Raw genomic sequence first — 19218 nt, 5'->3', positions numbered from 1 at the left:
ATAGGAGGGTTGCCTGCGCAGCCCTCTTATTTCTGCTTTAAGTGGTTTATTTTAAAGACGGCATTTACCGATTTATTATTAAGGATTTCCAGTAGCTGTTCAGCCATATAGTCAGCGCTATATTTAAAGCCAGTGTTGACCCATTCGATGATCATGCCCAATATCGCATATGCTTGGTAACTGGAGGCAAGTTCTTTATTGATCTTAGGGTTCGGCCGGTAATCTTCCAGGTCCTCCACTGGAAGCTTCTTCAACTCATTACAAATCCGTTCCAGTAATGTAGGCCATGCATTCGACTTTAGGATGAGGGTATAAATGTTTGCATGGTTAGCTACATGTTCAAATATTTTGATGACCGAAGCCGTTAGTTCATTGATGGTGAAAGTTTCGGCGTTCTTATAAGGTTCCCGGTAAGATATGATCAAATCGGCAATCACATCCTCCATGACCTCTTCAAGCAGCTCCTCTTTGTACTGATAGTGTTTATAAAATGTACCCCGATTAAGGTCGGCGAGTTCTACAATATCAGTAATCGATATCTCCCTGAAATCCTTACTTTGCATTAAAGAAATGAGGGATTCTTTCAAAGCCATTTTGGATTTCCTGATCCTTCTATCAATCCCAGTATTATTATCAGTCATTTTCTTCATCCTTTGTTCGTTATTGTGCTTTTAATAAACATAGTTACTACTTTCTGTTCATTATTCAACATTGAGGACAGCATTTGCTGATTGTATAAGCCTACTGAAACTAATTATACTATAAAGGAAGGTAGATAATGAACATCTGTACAATAAGTAACGCTTCACTAGAATGAATGGGGGAGTTCAAATGAAATTACAAGACAAAGTTGCCGTTGTGACAGGAGCAGCATCAGGCATGGGGAAACAAATTGCCATAGATTATGCTCGAGAAGGAGCTAAAGTCGTCGTATCGGATTTAAATCTTGATGGTGCGAACGATACGGTGGAAGAAATAAAAGCGAATGGCGGAGTGGCCTTTGCCATTAAAACGAACGTAGCGGTGGAGGAAGATATTCAACATTTAATCGATACCACGGTCAGTACGTATGGAACGGTGGATATTTTGGTGAATAACGCGGGTATCATGGATGGCATGGAACCTGCTGGGGACATTGAAGATTCTAAATGGGATCGGATTTTTGCCATTAACACGACAAGCGTCATGCGTTCGACTAGAAAGGTGATGCCGATCTTTTTAGAAAAACAAAAAGGGGTCATCATCAATATTGCTTCTGCTGGCGGTTTGTACGGTGCCCGGGCTGGTGCTGCTTACACTGCCTCTAAACATGCAGTCGTTGGTTTCACGAAAAACACGGGCTACATGTATGCCAATAAAGGGATTCGCTGCAATGCTATAGCACCAGGCGGAGTAGAAACCAATATTGGTTCCAGCATGACGAATATCAATGAGTTTGGCTTCTCTCGCCAACAACTGGGTATGGCGATCAATCCACGAAACGGCAAACCTGAGGAAATCGCTAAAGTGGCATTATTCCTTGCTTCAGACGATTCCAGTTTTGTTAATGGTACTGTCATTACGGCAGATGCTGGTTGGAGTGCATATTAAGCCATGAATTAAAAAGAATCCATGCATTCCTGCCAGTAAGCAGGGATGCATGTTTTTTTGAGTGGAGCCTTGGCAGGGTATTTGGAGGAGGATTGTGGTTAGCCAACAATTTCCATGAGGAAGGTTCTGACTTCAACGGGTGATTTCAATCGAAAGTGGATTAGTGGGGGCTGGATAGTTCCGCTACTATCCAGTTTTTCTCAAAAAGAATTATGCTATCAATGGATTTAAAAGATAAATTGAACTCTGAAATCTCGGAAGCAAAATACGTTCCCTGAAAAAATCCACTTTCCTTATGAAATAGAATCATTGAGTGATCCATTAGTTTGCTGCGGTACCTCGCAAACAATATATTAATGTTCGTGAGAATATTGAAGGACTTTCTGACGGACATAATCAAGATGCTTGTACATTTGGCTGAATGCTTCATGTGGATCATGTGCTGCAAGTGCAGCATAGATGGCTTTATGATACTTCACGGTCAGTTCCCGTTCCCTGAATTGAATCAAGCTATTTATTTTATTATGAGTGATCAATAAGGAATCGATCATGCCTTCAATGATGGGATTGTTCGCACTTAAAGCGATGATCTTATGGAATTCTTTATCGGCCTCTCCATAATCGTTGTCTTCACTATTGGCAATCGTGTCAATCGTAACCTGCAGTTTCTCCAGTTGCCCGTCTGTGATCTTCTCGGCAGCCATTGTTACTAATCCCAACTCCAAAGCCATTCGCGCTTCGATGATCGCTGGTAAATTATCCGTAGCCAGCGCAAGCATGACAGAGAATGGATGTGTACCGATTTTATCGTTAAAAAAGGTTCCTTCACGCGTTTTCCGCGTAATGACCCCTAGTGTATCAAGGGCACTGAGCGCCTCACGTAAAACAGGCCGGCTTACTTCAAGTTCTTTCATAAGTTCCATTTCAGGAGGCAGTTTGTCGCCCGCTTTCATTTGTCCAGTGACGAGCAGATGCACAATTTGATCCACGACTTGTTGTGAAAGAGTGTTGCGATGTACCGATTGTACGCCTAATTTCTTTGACGATTCTTCCATTGTGTAACCCCTTTTCTGTTAAATCCTATATGTATTCCTACTGTAAGACTAATTATATAATATAATACACTTATTTGCATGTAGACCTATGTCCAAAAAAAGTAAAATGCGCCGCTCTTAAGAGAGAGACGCACGCATTGTTGGAAAAAAATCATCTGACAAGGCAAGGTGATTTCGGATTGAACTTCCATCCGGAAACCAAGTATTGCATAGCCATTGAATCATCACGGGCACCAAGTCCTTTTTGTTTATAAAGCTGATGTGCCTTCTCGATTTGTTCCATATCCACTTCAATTCCAAGTCCGGGTTTGGAAGGGACATCGACCATTCCGCCGACAATTTTAAAAGGTTCTTTCGTCAAACGCTGCCCATCCTGCCAAATCCAGTGGGTATCGATCGCAGTGATTTTTCCAGGTGCGGCTGCAGCAACGTGTGTAAACATGGCAAGTGAAATGTCAAAGTGATTATTCGAGTGTGATCCCCAAGTCAAGCCCCAGTCGTTACACATTTGAGCGACACGGACGGACCCTTGCATCGTCCAAAAATGCGGATCGGCAAGAGGAATGTCCACGGATTGAAGTTGAATGGAGTGCCCCATTTGCCTCCAGTCCGTTGCAATCATATTCGTAGCGGTTGGAAGGCCCGTTGCACGCCTGAATTCCGTCATGATTTCCCGGGCGGAAAAACCATTCTCCGCTCCGCATGGATCTTCCGCATATGCCAAAACATGATGTTGATCGCGGCAAAGTTTAATCGCATCCTCAAGCAGCCAGCCGCCATTTGGGTCAAGGGTGATCCTGGCTTCAGGGAAGCGTTCAGCAAGTGCCGTCACCGCTTCGATTTCTTCTTCCCCGCGCAAAACCCCGCCTTTCAATTTAAAATCATTGAATCCATAGCGAGAGTGGGCGGCTTCTGCCAAGCGGACGATCGATTCGGGTGTCAGCGCTTCCTCATGACGGAGGCGAATCCAGTCATCTTCCGCTTCCGGTTCGCTTAAATAACCAAGATCTGTTTTATTGCGGTCGCCTACATAAAATAAGTAGCCCAGCATTTCCACTTTATCACGCTGCTGTCCTTCGCCGAGAAGGGCTGCGACTGGAACACCTAAATGTTGGCCAACTAAATCAAGAAGTGCCGCTTCCAATGCTGTTACGGCATGAATGGCAATACGAAGATCGAACGTCTGAAGGCCGYGCCCTCCAGCATCCCGGTCCGCAAACTGCTTGCGGATGGCATTTAGAATGTTGTTGTATGTCCCAATGGACTGGCCCACAACCAATTCTTTAGCATCTTCGAGTGTCTGGCGGATTTTTTCGCCTCCAGGAACTTCACCTACACCCGTATTACCTGCATTGTCTTTTAGAATGACGATGTTCCGGGTGAAATAAGGAGCATGGGCACCACTCAAGTTCAAAAGCATGCCGTCATGGCCCGCAACTGGAATGACGCTCATTTCTGAAATTACCGGTGTGCCGATTTTTACATGATCCTTTAGTAATTGATTGTTCATGATCTTTCCCCCTATATCAGAATATTTAGTTGATTATGATTTTAACTTTACACGTTTAATTTCACCAACTAGGAATAAATAACTTAAAATCGCGACAAGAGCATTGGCACATACGAAGACTAGCGCACCATTAAACGAGCCTGTCGTGGCAATGATATATCCGATGATAATCGGTGTTGTAATGCCGGCAATGTTTCCAAATGTGTTGAAAAGCCCGCCGCTGACACCTGACATTTCCTTTGGTGAGGTATCGGCCACTACCGCCCAGCCGAGTGCCCCGAATCCTTTACCGAAAAACGCAAGGGCCATAACGAAAATGACAACCCATTCCGTATCTACATAGTTTGCTGCCACCAAGCTCATCGATAGAATCATCCCAACAACAATTGGCACTTTTCGGGCGACAGTCAATGAGAATCCCTTCCGTAACAAGAAATCCGAGAATGTCCCTCCGAGAATGCCGCCAAAAAATCCACAAATGGCCGGAAGGGAAGCGACGAATCCAACTTCAAGAATGGTCATGCCCCTTTCTTGTACTAGGTACACAGGAAACCATGTCAAGAAGAAGTACGTTAACGTCGTAATGCAATATTGTCCGAGATAAACACCTAACAGCATGCGATTTGATAATAGCTGCTTAATATGATTCCAGTTGACGCCTTTCTTTTCCTCCTTATTTGTACTGGTTTGATCCATATTGATCAAAGCGCCGCCCGCTTCGATATATTCAAGCTCAGCTTGGTTGATGCGAGGATGTTCCTTTGGGCCATATATCGTTTTCATCCAGATGAAAGCAACGATGATCCCTAAAGCACCCATAAAGAAGAAGACGTATTCCCAACCGAATTTATACGTAATGTAACCCATGATCGGTGCAAAGAGAACGGTTGCAAAATACTGTGCCGAATTGAAAGTGGCAGCCGCGGTTCCGCGTTCATGGCTTGGGAACCAGGTGGCAACGATGCGGCTGTTGGCCGGAAAGGAAGGGGCTTCCGCCAATCCAACTAAGAAGCGCAGTCCGAACAATACCATGACAGCCGTTCCCGCAGAACCGAAAAAACCGAGAAACCCTTGTAAAAGCGTAAAGGTGGACCATAACGTAATACTCCAAAAATAAACTTTTTTCGAGCCAAAACGGTCTAAAAGCCAACCGCCTGGAATTTGTCCAGCTACATAAGACCAAGCGAAAGCGGAGAAAACATAGCCCATCATGACTGAATCGAGACCAAGCTGACCAGACATGTCCGTACCCGCAATGGATAGCGTCGCACGATCCGCATAATTCAGGGCTGTAACCAAAAAGAGCATAAAGACAATGAACCATCGTGTGCGTGTTTTTTTCTGGGCACTTGGCAGTTTAGGAGATGGTTGAAAAACTTTTTCTTCAGCGTTCATATACTCACTTCCTTAATCGTATTTTATTATATTTTCTAATTGATACCGCTTACAATGTTAACTGTTTCCTCCTTCGTGAAAATTCTTAATATTTAGTTTTGTCCAATGGTAAGACAAATAAAATTGTTTGTCAATGGCTTTTTTTCTTAAAAGTTTTTCATTTTAGCTCCTTCATTATCGTGTTTTTTTTGTATATATTAGAAGCGAAATTATCGAGGGATAAAGTAGTGCTTCATTTTTCAGAAAATAAAAAAAATACGATTGACCAGATGGTGTATTTGTCTTACAATAAAACAATAATACACAAGGGGGAATAAAAAATGAATAAGATCCGCAAGGCACCTAAAGGAATTCTCGGATTTCCCGTGGCACCATTCACAACGAGTAATAAGCTTGATGAACAAGCACTCGCCCAAAATATCCAATTTTTATTAGATGAGGGACTAGAAGCTATTTTCGTGGCATGTGCAGCAGCGGAATATCCATCATTAAGTAAAGAGGAATATGAAGCGATGGTTGAGGTAGCCGTATCCGTCACCGCTGGAAAAGTACCTGTATACACAGGGGTAGGCGGGAATATTCAAACTTCCCTCGAACTTGCCAGAATATCTGCGGATAAAGGGGCAGATGGTTATTTAATATTACCTCCATATCTCGTTACTGGAGAACAGGCTGGTCTGTCGGCTTATTTCAAAGCCATCGCAGAGAGTACAGACTTGAATTCCATCGTATATCAGCGTGATAATGTGGCATTTTCACTTTCAACTTTGGAAGCGCTTGCTGAGGTCCCGCAGGTAGTCGGCGTCAAAGACGGTCTGGGCAATATGGAGTTGAATGGACTCCTTACACAAACCTTCGGAAAACGTTTCGGCTGGCTGAACGGAATGCCGCTTGCGGAAGTTACCATGTCGGCCTACGTTCCACTTGGCTTTGATTCCTATTCATCGGCGATATCCAATTACATCCCGCATATCTCACGAAAGTTCTATAATGGCATCCTGAGCGGAGATCAAGAAACGGTCAATGAAATTTACCAGCAGGTCATCATGCCGATCAACAACATTCGCCGTCAGCGAAAAGGGTATGCCGTTTCTCTCATTAAAGCAGGTATGGAGATTATGGGAATGCCGGTTGGGCAAACAGTCAGATTACCGATTCTTCCGGTGGAAAAAGAACATTATGCAGAAATGCAAACGATATTAGAGAATGCTTTAGATCGTTTTCCAAAAGAAACACCAATTCAATCAATCTAATAAGGGTGGGGATTATATATGATAACTACAGTTCAAACAAAAACGTATCTTAACTATATTAATGGTGAATGGGTTGCTTCCATTTCAAATGAAGTTGAAAAAAGTTTAAACCCGGCAGATAAACAGGCAATTGTCGGTTATGTACAAAAATCCACCAAGGAAGACTTGGACCTGGCAGTGGAAGCAGCGAAAAAGGCGAAAGATAAATGGCGCAAATTAGCTGGTTCAGAGCGCGGGGAGTATCTATATAAAGCAGCGCAGATTCTTGAAAAGCGGATTGATGAAATCGCAGAATGTGCAACACGGGAAATGGGCAAGACATTTGCTGAAACAAAAGGGGAAACGGCACGCGGTATTGCGATCCTGAAATACTATGCAGGAGAAGGAATGCGTAAGGTGGGGGATGTCATTCCATCCACCGACAGTTCTGCGCTTATGTTCACGACGCGCGTTCCGCTTGGTGTTGTCGGCGTCATTACACCTTGGAATTTCCCGATCGCCATCCCAATCTGGAAGATGGCTCCTGCCCTCGTATATGGGAATACGATTGTGGTGAAGCCAGCCACCGAGACGGCGATCACCTGTGCGAAAATCATGGAGTGTTTTGAAGAAGCCGGTTTCCCGGCGGGTGTTGTCAATATGGTTACAGGGCCGGGCAGTGTCATAGGGCAGGGCATCGCCGATCACGAAGATATAAACGGGATTACCTTTACCGGCTCAAACGGAGTCGGAAAAAGGATTGGACAAGCGGCGTTAGCACGCGGAGCGAAATACCAGCTTGAAATGGGCGGGAAAAACCCGGTGATCGTTGCAGCGGATGCGGATCTTAACCTGGCTGTAGRAGCAGTCATTACAGGTGCGTTCCGTTCAACGGGGCAAAAATGTACCGCGACAAGCCGTGTCATCGTTGCAGCTGAAGTATATGAAGAGTTCAAGCAGCTGCTGGTGAAAGAAACGAAAGGCATTTCCATCGGGGATGGATTGGACAGCGGGACATGGATGGGACCATGTGCCAGCGAAAGTCAATTGAATACGGTTCTTTCCTATATCGAAAAAGGAGTGGAAGAAGGTGCTGCACTTCTAATTGGCGGGAAGCGTGCTGAAGAAGGCCCTCAGGCGAATGGTTTTTATGTAGAACCTACGATTTTTGATAATTGTACGTCAGATATGACAATTGTACAGGAAGAAATTTTTGGTCCGGTGATTGCCTTATTGAAAGCTGATTCAGTTGAAGAAGCCCTGCAACTTGCGAACAGCGTGGAATATGGCCTTAGTGCTTCAATTTTCACAGCCAATATCAAACATCTGCTTTCATTTGTTAATGATATGGAAGCGGGATTGATCAGGGTCAACGCCGAGAGCGCAGGCGTTGAATTACAGGCGCCATTTGGCGGCATGAAAAACTCCAGCTCCCACTCCAGGGAACAAGGAGAAGCAGCAAAAGAGTTTTTTACTTCAATTAAAACGGTGTTTGTCAAATAAGGGAAAAAAACAGTATTTTAACTGAAAATTACCGGCACGTGTATGTTTAGTGATGTCTGTTTGCTTTTTTAGAATGAAGGAGTGGTGAAGTGGATACGAAAACGCAACTGACGGAGGTACCGCTTTATATTAAGGTGAATGGGATCGACAATGTCGCCATCGTGGTTAATACGGGAGGCTTGGATCAAGGAACCGTATTCCCTTGTGGGCTTGAATTGAAAGAAAGAGTGCCACAAGGGCACAAAGTGGCTTTAATGGATATAGTCGAAAATGAAGCCATCATACGCTATGGGGAAGTTATCGGTTATGCGGCTAAATCAATCAGTAAGGGATGTTGGATTGACGAATCACTGGTGATACTTCCGTCTTCTCCGGATTTAAAGGAATTACCGGTAGCAAATGATATTCCGAAAACTTTACCCCCGCTTGAAGGGTATACATTCCAAGGGTTCCGCAATGAAGATGGCAGTGTTGGAACCAAGAATATATTGGGCATTACAACAAGCGTCCAATGTGTAGTGGGCGTGCTGGATTTCGTCGTGAACCGGATAAAAAAAGAGCTACTCCCGAAGTATCCCAATGTTGATGATGTTTTCGCCATAAATCACAACTATGGATGCGGAGTCGCTATCAATGCACCGGAAGCGGTCATTCCCATTCGCACGATACAGAACCTTGCGAAACACCCGAATTTCGGCGGGGAAGCCTTGGTAGTCGGACTGGGGTGTGAAAAACTGTCTCCAATGAGAATAAATCCAAGCGGGGACGATTCAGATATCATTTCACTTCAGGACCAGCAGGGATTTGCGGGGATGGTCCAATCCATTATGGACATGGCCGAGGAACGTTTAATCAAGTTGAACCGCCGGGAGCGCGAGACATTTCCGGTTTCCGAATTAGTCATCGGCACCCAGTGCGGAGGAAGTGATGCATTCTCTGGTGTCACAGCTAACCCTGCCGTAGGATATGCCACAGATCTGTTAGTCAGGGCAGGGGCAACCGTTCTATTTTCCGAAGTCACAGAAGTACGGGATGCGATTCATCTATTAACGCCTCGTGCAGTGAATGAAGAAGTGGGGAGAGCTTTAATAAAGGAAATGGATTGGTATGATAACTACCTTGCTTTAGGTGATGCCGACCGAAGTGCCAATCCGTCGCCAGGAAACAAAAAGGGCGGGTTGGCCAATGTAGTGGAAAAATCATTAGGCTCCATTGCCAAATCCGGAAGCAGCCCCATTTCAGGCGTACTGGCTCCAGGTGAAAAAGCAACGGAAAAAGGGCTGATTTTTGCTGCTACACCAGCTAGTGACTTTGTTTGCGGAACGCTTCAGCTAGCTACCGGCATGCACCTTCAAGTTTTTTCAACTGGAAGAGGCACACCTTATAATCTCGCAATGGCTTCCGTCATCAAAGTATCTACACGAAATACATTGACCGAGCAATGGAAAGATCTGATCGATATAAATGCTGGAACGATCGCTACTGGTGAAGCAACCATAGAGGAAGTCGGGTGGGAAATATTTCACCTTATTCTGGAAGTGGCCAGCGGTAAAAAGAAAACCTGGGCAGAACATTGGGGCCTGCATAATGATTTGGCACTGTTCAATCCTGCGCCAATTACCTAATAGTGAATGAATTGAAGGACTTCCTTTTATAGGGGGTCCTTTTTTTGATGGTCCAATTTTTACAGTTGCATTATTTTTCCTCCAGAAAAGAGGACCGCCGGACTATTGGCAGAAGTTATTAATGAAGGAATGATTTACATCAGGGTGATACGGAAGTACATTATGAGGAGGGATACCATGGTCACATTCAGGAATGCGACGGCAAAAGACTTAAGTGAAATCGTACGGATGCTTGCGGATGATGCATTGGGGAGGGAGAGGGAGCGATATGAAAATCCGCTTCCTGAAAGCTATCTAAAAGCATTTGAATCCATTGATGCAGATGAAAATAATGAATTGATCGTTGCATGCCTTGGTGCGGAAATCGTTGGAGTGCAGCAAATCACGTTCACACCTTATATTACCCATCAAGGCGGCTGGAGAGCTACGATCGAAGGAGTTCGGACGGCATCTACAGAACGGGGGAAAGGCATTGGAAGCAAGTTGATTCAATATGCGATTGACCGTGCAAAGAAGCGGGACTGCCATATCATTCAGCTCACGACTGATAAAAAGCGGGAAGAAGCGCTGCGATTTTATGAACGGTTAGGATTCAAAGCCACTCATGAAGGCATGAAAATGAAGCTTTAATTCACGGTCTTTTGTCCCCATTTTTTGTGCACAACAATTCGTCTGGCATTATATGTTAAAATTATGCGTGAGATAGTAATAGATGTATATAGGCTTTAAAAACTGATGAAAGGGGTGAGCTCGATGGAAAACGAAGCTTGTATTCAGAAGAGGTACGGTGTAATTAGTTTTACTTCATTCATCATTGGAATCATTTGCTTTTTTACTGTTTTTATTACACCTATCAGAATAGGAAATATCGGAAACTTGACTGGTGGTTATATCACATTTTTCCTTACGGTTGCCGGCATCGTTCTCTCTGTCATGGGAATTTTGAAGAAATCGGAGAAAAACATGATTTCCATCATCTCATTGGTTTTCTCCTCATCATTCTTTATATTTTGGGTAATCATCATCACTTTGTTGTTAACGGGTGAAATAGAATGGCCCCGCAGATCATACTAGCAGTTGCATTGGTAGAGTTAACCTTTCGTGATGCTCAGCGGAGCTGCAAAACAGAATGGAGAATCATAGAATGAATGTCAAAGCGGAATTATATTGGAATGAATATTGGCAAGGGAAAGATGAAAAACCCCAGTCTGTCAGTGCATGGCAATTCGGGGCCGATCCCGATCATTTGGCTCAGTTAGTGATGGATAGGATAAAAACGGCTACCTGCTCTGGGCATGTTTTTTACGGAGAGGAAAATGAACCATTACCATCCGTGGGTGATTACAGCATTATCTTAAGCAGTGAGGATTTGCCCTTAGCCATCATACAAACAGTGAAAGTCGAAGTATTGCCCATGAATGAAGTGAGTGAAGAGTTTGCGATTGCAGAAGGGGAAGGAGATCGTACCTATACTTACTGGTGGGATGCTCATGAGAAATTTTTTAAAGAAGAACTGGACAAAATTGGCCACACCTTTAAAGAAGAAATGCTGCTGGTGTGTGAGCGTTTTGAGTTGATAGATGTAAAGTGAGTGTGAACGGTTCAATTGGAAGATAACTAGTCTTTTATAGAGATTACCTAGTTATGGTTTCTTCAAAATGATGATCAACATTGAGTAATAACCTTCGATTTTAATAAGGGGCAAGATAAGCCTTCATGTAAATGCTTGCCCTTGACTACTACCATCCATCCCCCGTCACAGCGAATCCCCATCATGATCACAAATAATTTGGAGTCTCTTTTCCCACTCTTCCATTCTTTTTAATACGTTCTCCTCTTGGAACAATTTTAAGATGGTATTAATACAGAAATCATATTTTCCTTTGTGGTAATATAAGGTGAACTAGTACGTTTTAGGTAGAAAGTAATGAATTTGGAAGTTGAAGAATGAGTTCTATTAATTGTTACTAGTGAAAGAAGTGTGGAAAGGAGTGTTTCGTATGCAGTTGACGATTCAGGCATCGGGCGACAATGTGCAAGCAATATCTTATTTATTGTCTAAGAACCCGAATAATTTATATGAAAGAAATCATAAAGGGCATTTAGTGCGCCTTTTTTATAGTAAGTTCACGGAATCAGAAATGGAGGCAACAATCTTTGTTACTCCGGATCCCATAGAGTTAGTGAAAAATAATGCTAATTCCTACGATATCACTCACTACATAAATGATCGGGAATTCGCGGTGAGCAGCATTTTCTGTTCATTGATCAGGTCAGCACTTGGAACAGCTTTGAATGGGCAGCCGAAGGAAGAACATGCAGAGTGGGTGAACCATCCGTTTTCATTTCAGTTCAATTTTGGTCCGGTGGTCTCTACTCTATCCGATAATCAATTAAGTGAATTATTTGAGCCGATTGGTTATGAAGTGATAATTACGCGCCCGGACATCAAGTATTCTTTCGATATTAAGGATAGGAGTTCGGCAAGAAATGTTTCCTTGAAAGGAATGAAGACGCTACAGGATGGGTTAAGGCATTTGTTCATATTGATTCCAGTCATCGACAACTATAAGCATTATTATATTGATGAAAAGGAAATCGAAAAACTTGAAAGATATGGTGAGGGGTGGCTTGACGATCATCCTATGCGTGACTTTATCTATCGCCAATCCCTTAGATTCAAGGACGTATACAGCATCGTGGAGAACAAGAAACCTGAAATGAAGAAAGATGAAAAAGAAAGCAAGGTTCGGTTGAATGATCTTCGCTATGAAAAAATCGTTGATATCGTAAGTCAAATGCACCCAAGAAGCGTGGTTGATTTTGGGTCAGGCGAAGGAAAACTTTCAGTTCGTCTTGGATTTATTGAGGGGGTAAAGGAAATCTTGGCCGTCGAGCCATCCGAATCTGCATCCATCAAAGCGTTAGGGCGATTCGATAAAGTGAAGKATAAAGAAAAATTCGTGATTCCAGAGACACTATGGGGTTCACTCTTTTATTATGATGAAAGATTGAAGAATAAAGATGTCATCATTTTATGTGAGGTCATTGAGCATATCGATGAGTGCCGCCTTCCTAAGGTGATGGATACGACATTGCATGATTATCAACCGAAAGCATTGATCATTACAACGCCAAACCGTGAATATAACGAGGTATATGATATGGACGATTCCCTTCGGCACAATGATCATCGGTTTGAGTGGACAAGAGCTGAATTTCATCAGTGGTGCACTTCGCGAAATCATGGCGGTTACTATGATCTTCGATTCGAAGGAATTGGTGAAGAGCATGCCACACAAGGCTTTCCGACACAAATGTGTGTGTTCGAAAGGAAGGGGGACTGAATATGAATATCGTATTGCCATATGCAGGGATTGTCTTGTTGATTGGACCATCAAATAGCGGTAAGTCAACCTTATTAAAAAGAATGATTGAAAAAGAAGAGATTTTACCTTCTGAAGTAATAAGTTCAGATGACTTTAGGATAATGGTAAGTGATGTGGAATTCATTGATTGGCATGATAGACCAAAGGATGAAGCGGACAGCCTGATGGACGAATACCAAACCATTTCAGGTGAAGCCTTTTCAATGATGGAATCTGTCATTGAAGCAAGATGCCGTTTAAATAAATTAACCATTATCGACGCGACCAATCTTCACCCTGATGATCGGAAAAGATATATCACTTTAGCCAAAGATCATAATGTTCCAATTCAATCGATTGTGCTGGATATCGCTGAAGATGAACTGCTTGCAAGGGATGAACGAAGAGAACATCCAAGGGGAAAAAGACGGATTAGACAGCAATGCCAGACCTTCAAAAGAGAAAAGCGATACCTGAAAAAAGAAGGCTATGCATCGGTTTACACTATAAAGGAAGCAGAAAATCTGCGGGTCAGCAGAGGTACCAATCCTCTTGAACAAGACATCGGGTATGGGATCGATATCATCGGGGATATTCATGGCTGCMATGAAGAGTTGATTCTCATCCTTAAGAAGCTAGGCTATCAAAAAAATCAGGAAGGTATTTATCTGCATCCCGAAGGACGCAAGTTCGTTTCAGTTGGAGATGTCATGAGCAGGGGGCCGGAGTCGCTTAAAACCATGCTCTTTTTCCATGAACATGTTCAAAAAGGCGTTGCCTATATGATTGACAGTAATCATGGATGGAAGATTGCCAGATGGTTGGATGGAAGAGGCGTCACATTAAACCATGGAGATGAAAAAGTTGAAGAAGAATTTAAAAGATATGAAGAGGAATATGGCAGCGAAAAAGCAGCGGAAACGAAAAACAAGCTAAAAGAGTTTCTCCTGCATGCCCCTTCGCATTACGTGTTCACCAAGAATGGTGTGCAAACCGTGATTTGTGTGCATGCCGGAATCAAAGACACATTCATCGGGAAACATTCTGAGGCCATAAGTGACTTCTGCCGTTATGGTGATACGGATGGTTTTGATGAAAGAGGAAAGCCAGTACGTAAAGATTGGTATATTTCCCATAAGAAAAGTTCCCTAATTGTCTGGGGACACGATCCCAAGCCGCAGCCGTTATTGATCAATAATACCATCAATATTGATCAAGGTGCTGTCTTTGGCGGAGCACTGACCGCTTTCCGCTATCCGGAAAGGGAGGTCATTTCCGTACAAGCGAGTCAAAATCATTCCGGGGACGACGACAACCCATTGAAAGAATGGGAGAAAAATCGGCTGAATCCGCCGAATATCGGTAAATTCATCAATGGCTATTCAGTATTGACAGAAAAAATGGGCGAGATAAAAGTCCAAAAGGATATTGTAAAACCTGCAATCGATAAAATATCACACTTTACGATACCTATTGAACAATTAATCTATATCCCGCCAACCATGAGCCCGACACCTAGTCTCTCTTCATCGGCAATCTATCTGGAACATCCAAGAGAGGCCATCGATTATTACAGAAGCCAGGGAATCCAAACCTTGATAGCTGAAAAGAAACATATGGGAAGCCGGGCCATCCTTTTTCTATTCCGGGATACTGAAGCATCTAAAAAACATACGGGTATCGAATCATTGGGGGTTATCTATACAAGAACGGGCAGACGTTTCTTTGACGTAAAGACGGAGGAACAACTTATCTTGAATATCAATCGAGATTTACATGAAAGTGGCTATTTTGAAAAGTATGAGACGGATTATGTCCTTCTGGACGCTGAAATCATGCCATGGAATCTGAAGGCAAAAGAGCTCATCAGAAATCAATATGCCCATGTAGCTGAAAATGCGATTCTTGACCGAACCATGCTTAAGGAAAAAATCGAGAAAGCGGTCCATGAAAATGCCGATTTAAAAGGATGGCTGGAAGAATATGAGCTGAAGCTGGAAAATGCCCATACTTTCAAAGAAGTCTTTCAAAAGTACTGCTGGGAAATTGAAGATATGAATTCCATTCAAATTGCACCATTCCATGTGCTTGCCCATAGTGATCATACCTTTTTCGATAAGCCACATAAATGGCATATGGAGATGAACCGAAATTTTGCAAAGTGTTCCCGTTTATTTGTGGAAACAGAATATAAAATGATCACGGATGAAACAAGTGAAGAAGAAGTCATTAAATGGTGGGAGGATATCACCAGCGAAGGCCATGAAGGCATTGTAATCAAGCCGGAATTCTTCATCGCAAAAAATAAAGGCAAGCTTTTGCAACCTGCCATAAAAGTAAGGGGAAGAAAGTACCTAAACATCATTTATGGAATGGACTATTTGCTTCCGGAAAATCTTGAGAGACTGAAAAACAGGAATACAGGCAAAAAGCAAAAACTGGCACTGAGAGAATTCTCCCTGGGAATCGAAGGCATTCAAAGATATGTAAAAGGTGAATCGATCGAGCGAGTACACGAATGTGTTTTGGGAACCTTGGCCATGGAATCAGATCCTGTTGATCCCAGATTGTGAGAGTTTAGCTTAAAATGGGGTTGCTGCAGCAGCCCCATTTCTATTTGTAGAAGGACTAGGGCGTTAAATATAAAGTTGAAACGTTCAGTGATTTGCTATAATAGGTCATTGAATTAAAAAACTTATAGAAAGATAGGTATTTGCATGAAAAAGAAACTGATATTCATTGGCTTGGGAATCCTGGTTGTTTTCCTGCTGATGCTTGGTACGTATAAATTAATGAATTCGAGAACCTATCAGGTGTTCGGTGGATTAACGGATAATGTCGAGACGAATGAAAAAGTGGTCGCTTTGACTTTTGATGACGGCCCATCGAAGAATGTAAATGAGATTCTGCCGTTGTTGGCTAAATACGATGTGAAAGCTACATTCTTCCTGATCGGTAACGAAATCGAAAAGTACCCGGAGGAAGCTGGGAAAATAGCGGAAGCGGGACATCAGATTGGGAATCATACGTATTCACACAGGCGGATGGTGTTCAAATCGCCTTCTTATATCAAGGAGGAAATCGAGAAAACGGATAAATTGATTCAGAACGCCGGATATAAGGGTGAAATTGATGTCCGGCCTCCAAACGGGAAAAAAATCATAGGTTTGCCTTATTATTTAAATAAAAATGATAGAGAGACCATTACCTGGGATCTGGAACCAGATAGCTATTACACTACCGCTTCTGACAAAGTGAAGTATGTGAAGGAAAATATAAAACCAGGTTCGATCATCCTGATGCATCCGATGTATGATGATACGGGTAAAGAGCTTCAAGCGATTGAAGGGATCTTACGAGAGTTAACGAACGAAGGGTATACGTTTGTGACGGTCAATGAACTTCAGGAAATGTAGTTTTTGGTCCAGACGATTTTCGAAGAATCGGGGTGCTGCGGCAGCCCTTTTTTATTTGATATAAAGAATAGTACAAAACATGGGCTGCATATTGTTTCTTAACGGAAGGTTGTTGTTAGGGCTTGGATTCGCATGAATTTTTCCTTAGTGGAAATAAAGCTATTAAAATGGGGCTGGTTACTTGTATCGGAATAAAAACACCGCTCTGATCATGATTTTGTGTTTCCTGTTATTCCTATTTCTTGTGGTGCTCATTTTTCGCCACATCACGGTATACTTCGTGTATAGCTCGGGCATCGGCCCGTTATTACTTATCGGGGTAATGGTTTTGGCTATCGTTATGCTTTTTATCAAAGGGTATAAATAATCGAGTTTCTTCATTTTTTTAGGTTTGTGCATTTTGAACGTTGATTTTCACTCCAGGCACTCGCTTTCCGCGGGCGGTCCGCCCTCGGCGCCTTTGCGCCTGCGGGGTCTCCCCTGGACACGTTTTTCCCGCAGGAGTCTCGTACCTTACGTTCCAATCAACTTTGTTTTGAAATTTAGAAACCCCTTTTGTCTACAAACTGGAGGCTGCTGCGCAGCCTTTTTTTATGTGGAAAAAGTTCTCCGCATCGATAGACCTAAAAAAATATAAAAATCAATAAAAAATTAACACTCCAACATTAGTAATATATGGTAAGATTTGAAATGGAATTATTTTCTTATAAATTTTATTCAGGGGTGATTAGTGCGTGGAGTTTTTTACTAAGTGGTCGTTTAAGAACAAGGCTGCCGTTTCATTGGTAACCATATTTATTTTGATGATAGGAGTTGTCAGTTATTTTAAACTGCCGATGGAGTTTTTACCATCTGCTGATAATCCACAAGTTACGATTATCACAATGGGGCAGGGCACCGATTCGAAAACGATGGAAGCACAAGTTACAGATCCGATTGAAAGGGCAGTTACGGGCGTTAAAGGAAAGAGTTCCATATACTCCACCACTGGAGATGGTTTTTCTAAAGTAGATCTATTCTTTGAAGCCGGATCGGATATGAAACAAGCGAAACTTGATGTTCAGGAAGCATTAGGCAGTGTAGCATTGCCGCAAAGCATGGCAAAGCCTACTGTTACACAGTTAAATACGTCAATGATTCCCATTTCATTTGTATCAGTTACTTTTAAGGATGGGTTAACAGCTGAAAATATAGACTTTGCCAAGAAAGAATTGGAGCCTTTGTATAAAGATATTAAAGGGGTTTCGGATGTCCAGACATTCGGGGTTTCGCAATCCATTCTTTCAGTCAAAGTGGATAATGAAGAATTGGCTAAAAAGAAAGTCTCCATTCAAGATGTCATGAGCGTTCTTAACGGTCAGAATGCAGCTCTGGCCGTAGGCGAAAAAGTGATTGATGGGAAGGCAAGTAACATCAAGGTGATTGGTGATTTAACAAGTATTGAAAAATTAGAAGCGCTGAAGGTCACTCCTAATGTCGCACTTGGACAGATAGCAAATGTTCAAGAAGCGAATGATGGCAACCTCATCAGTCGTTTTAATGGAAAGGAAAGCATTGATTTAAGCATTATCAAGGACAGTCAATCAAATGCTGTCACAATCAGTAAAGAGGTTGAAAAAGTAGCGAAAGAAATTAATGAAAAGTATAGTGACCAGAAATCGACCATTTATTTATCTACAGCTGATATGGTGGAGACGTCCGTTCAGACGATGGTAAAAGAAGTTCTGCTGGGTGCGCTATTCGCTACGATTGTAATCATGGTCTTTTTACGGAATGTACGATCTACATTCATTACAATCGTATCCATACCGCTATCTCTTGGCTTTACGTTATTTTTGCTGTCATTGTCGGGAGTGACGCTGAATATTTTGACGCTGGGCGGTGTCGCTGTAGCAATCGGGCGCTTGGTGGACGATAGTATTGTCGTTATTGAAAACATTTTCCGGAAAATGCAGCAGGAGAAGATTTCAGTCGAATTGGTGATGGATGCAACGAAAGAGGTGGGAGTGGCAATCACAGCTTCAACCCTTACGACTGTAGCCGTTTTCTTGCCGGTTGCTTTATTGAATGGAGGGCTTCAGGAGTTTCTTCTTCCTTTTGCTTTGACTGTCACTTATTCTTTGCTGGCTTCATTAATTGTGGCATTGACGGTTGTTCCGTTAATGAGCGCAGGATTGCTGAAAAGGACGGAGCTGCCAAAACATCGACCGGCCAAGCGTTTTACAAAGCTGGTTACTTGGTCACTAAACCATAAATGGGTTATCCTGATTGTTGCGATGCTGTTGTTTGTCGGTTCCATTGGTACATATTTTGCCATGCCAAAAGGGGCGATTGATAATTCTTCAGCAGACTATGTCTCTGTGACATTAACTTATCCAAATGATCAGCCCTATGAGAATGTAAAGGAAAAAGCGATTGAACTCGAAGAAACGATGCAGGGTATGAGTGAAGTGGATAATATTTTCATGCAATTAGGAAACTCGCCCGAGACAGCACAATATGGCGAAGTCGCATCACCTACAGA

15 protein-coding genes are annotated in these 19218 nt (G+C 42.7%); 11 read left to right on the top strand and 4 right to left on the bottom strand.

The window, feature by feature from the left end; genetic code table 11:
• Positions 1-26: 26 nt before the first annotated feature.
• Positions 27-641 carry a TetR/AcrR family transcriptional regulator gene (locus AC1DVB_RS11895; protein ID WP_054399846.1) on the bottom strand — a complete coding sequence of 205 codons (615 nt, stop codon included), beginning with the start codon at positions 639-641 and terminating at the stop codon, positions 27-29.
• Positions 642-831: 190 nt separating this feature from the next.
• Between AC1DVB_RS11895 and AC1DVB_RS11890 the strand changes: the two genes are divergently transcribed.
• On the top strand, positions 832-1590 hold the full coding sequence (locus tag AC1DVB_RS11890) for an SDR family oxidoreductase (protein WP_034309660.1): 759 nt from the start codon (positions 832-834) through the stop codon (positions 1588-1590).
• 353 nt (positions 1591-1943) lie between these two features.
• Here AC1DVB_RS11890 and AC1DVB_RS11885 read toward each other — a convergent pair whose 3' ends face one another.
• From AC1DVB_RS11885 to AC1DVB_RS11875, 3 genes are all read right to left on the bottom strand, one after another.
• Positions 1944-2645, bottom strand: a complete 702-nt coding sequence (locus AC1DVB_RS11885) for a FadR/GntR family transcriptional regulator (protein WP_095679124.1) — start codon at positions 2643-2645, stop codon at positions 1944-1946.
• Positions 2646-2796: 151 nt separating this feature from the next.
• Positions 2797-4155 (bottom strand): glucarate dehydratase, encoded by a 1359-nt coding sequence (gene gudD / locus AC1DVB_RS11880; RefSeq protein WP_477589382.1) that lies wholly within the window; start codon positions 4153-4155, stop codon positions 2797-2799.
• A gap of 33 nt (positions 4156-4188) precedes the next feature.
• The gene (locus tag AC1DVB_RS11875) at positions 4189-5550 is read right to left on the bottom strand and encodes an MFS transporter (RefSeq protein WP_145504492.1); all 1362 of its coding nucleotides are present in this window, start codon (positions 5548-5550) and stop codon (positions 4189-4191) included.
• Between the two features lie 320 nt (positions 5551-5870).
• On the opposite strand from AC1DVB_RS11875, the gene kdgD reads away from it, so the two are divergent.
• From kdgD to AC1DVB_RS11825, 10 genes are all read left to right on the top strand, one after another.
• The gene (kdgD, locus tag AC1DVB_RS11870; RefSeq protein ID WP_034309652.1) at positions 5871-6803 is read left to right on the top strand and encodes a 5-dehydro-4-deoxyglucarate dehydratase; all 933 of its coding nucleotides are present in this window, start codon (positions 5871-5873) and stop codon (positions 6801-6803) included.
• 18 nt (positions 6804-6821) lie between these two features.
• On the top strand, positions 6822-8285 hold the full coding sequence (gucD, locus tag AC1DVB_RS11865) for an alpha-ketoglutaric semialdehyde dehydrogenase GucD (RefSeq protein ID WP_477589379.1): 1464 nt from the start codon (positions 6822-6824) through the stop codon (positions 8283-8285).
• A gap of 89 nt (positions 8286-8374) precedes the next feature.
• Positions 8375-9910 carry a galactarate dehydratase gene (garD, locus tag AC1DVB_RS11860; RefSeq protein WP_477589377.1) on the top strand — a complete coding sequence of 512 codons (1536 nt, stop codon included), beginning with the start codon at positions 8375-8377 and terminating at the stop codon, positions 9908-9910.
• A 177-nt stretch (positions 9911-10087) separates the two neighbouring features.
• Complete coding sequence (locus tag AC1DVB_RS11855; RefSeq protein ID WP_477589375.1) at positions 10088-10540, top strand: N-acetyltransferase family protein; 453 nt, start codon at positions 10088-10090, stop codon at positions 10538-10540.
• A 123-nt stretch (positions 10541-10663) separates the two neighbouring features.
• Positions 10664-10984 carry a hypothetical protein gene (locus AC1DVB_RS11850; RefSeq protein WP_098865514.1) on the top strand — a complete coding sequence of 107 codons (321 nt, stop codon included), beginning with the start codon at positions 10664-10666 and terminating at the stop codon, positions 10982-10984.
• Between the two features lie 70 nt (positions 10985-11054).
• Entirely contained in the window at positions 11055-11501 is a 447-nt protein-coding gene (locus tag AC1DVB_RS11845) for an ASCH domain-containing protein (protein ID WP_095679132.1), read from the top strand.
• 409 nt (positions 11502-11910) lie between these two features.
• Positions 11911-13257, top strand: coding sequence for a 3' terminal RNA ribose 2'-O-methyltransferase Hen1 (locus AC1DVB_RS11840; protein WP_477589372.1), 1347 nt, complete (start codon positions 11911-11913; stop codon positions 13255-13257).
• Positions 13258-13259: 2 nt separating this feature from the next.
• Complete coding sequence (locus tag AC1DVB_RS11835; RefSeq protein ID WP_477589370.1) at positions 13260-15851, top strand: polynucleotide kinase-phosphatase; 2592 nt, start codon at positions 13260-13262, stop codon at positions 15849-15851.
• Positions 15852-15995: 144 nt separating this feature from the next.
• Positions 15996-16694, top strand: coding sequence for a polysaccharide deacetylase family protein (locus tag AC1DVB_RS11830; protein WP_095679133.1), 699 nt, complete (start codon positions 15996-15998; stop codon positions 16692-16694).
• Between the two features lie 734 nt (positions 16695-17428).
• A partial coding sequence (locus AC1DVB_RS11825) for an efflux RND transporter permease subunit (RefSeq protein ID WP_477589368.1) occupies positions 17429-19218 on the top strand: 1790 nt, incomplete at its 3' end.

It is taken from the genome of Peribacillus sp. P4_D6 (assembly GCF_056401795.1).
This window is presented reverse-complemented; position numbering and strand designations above follow the sequence as displayed.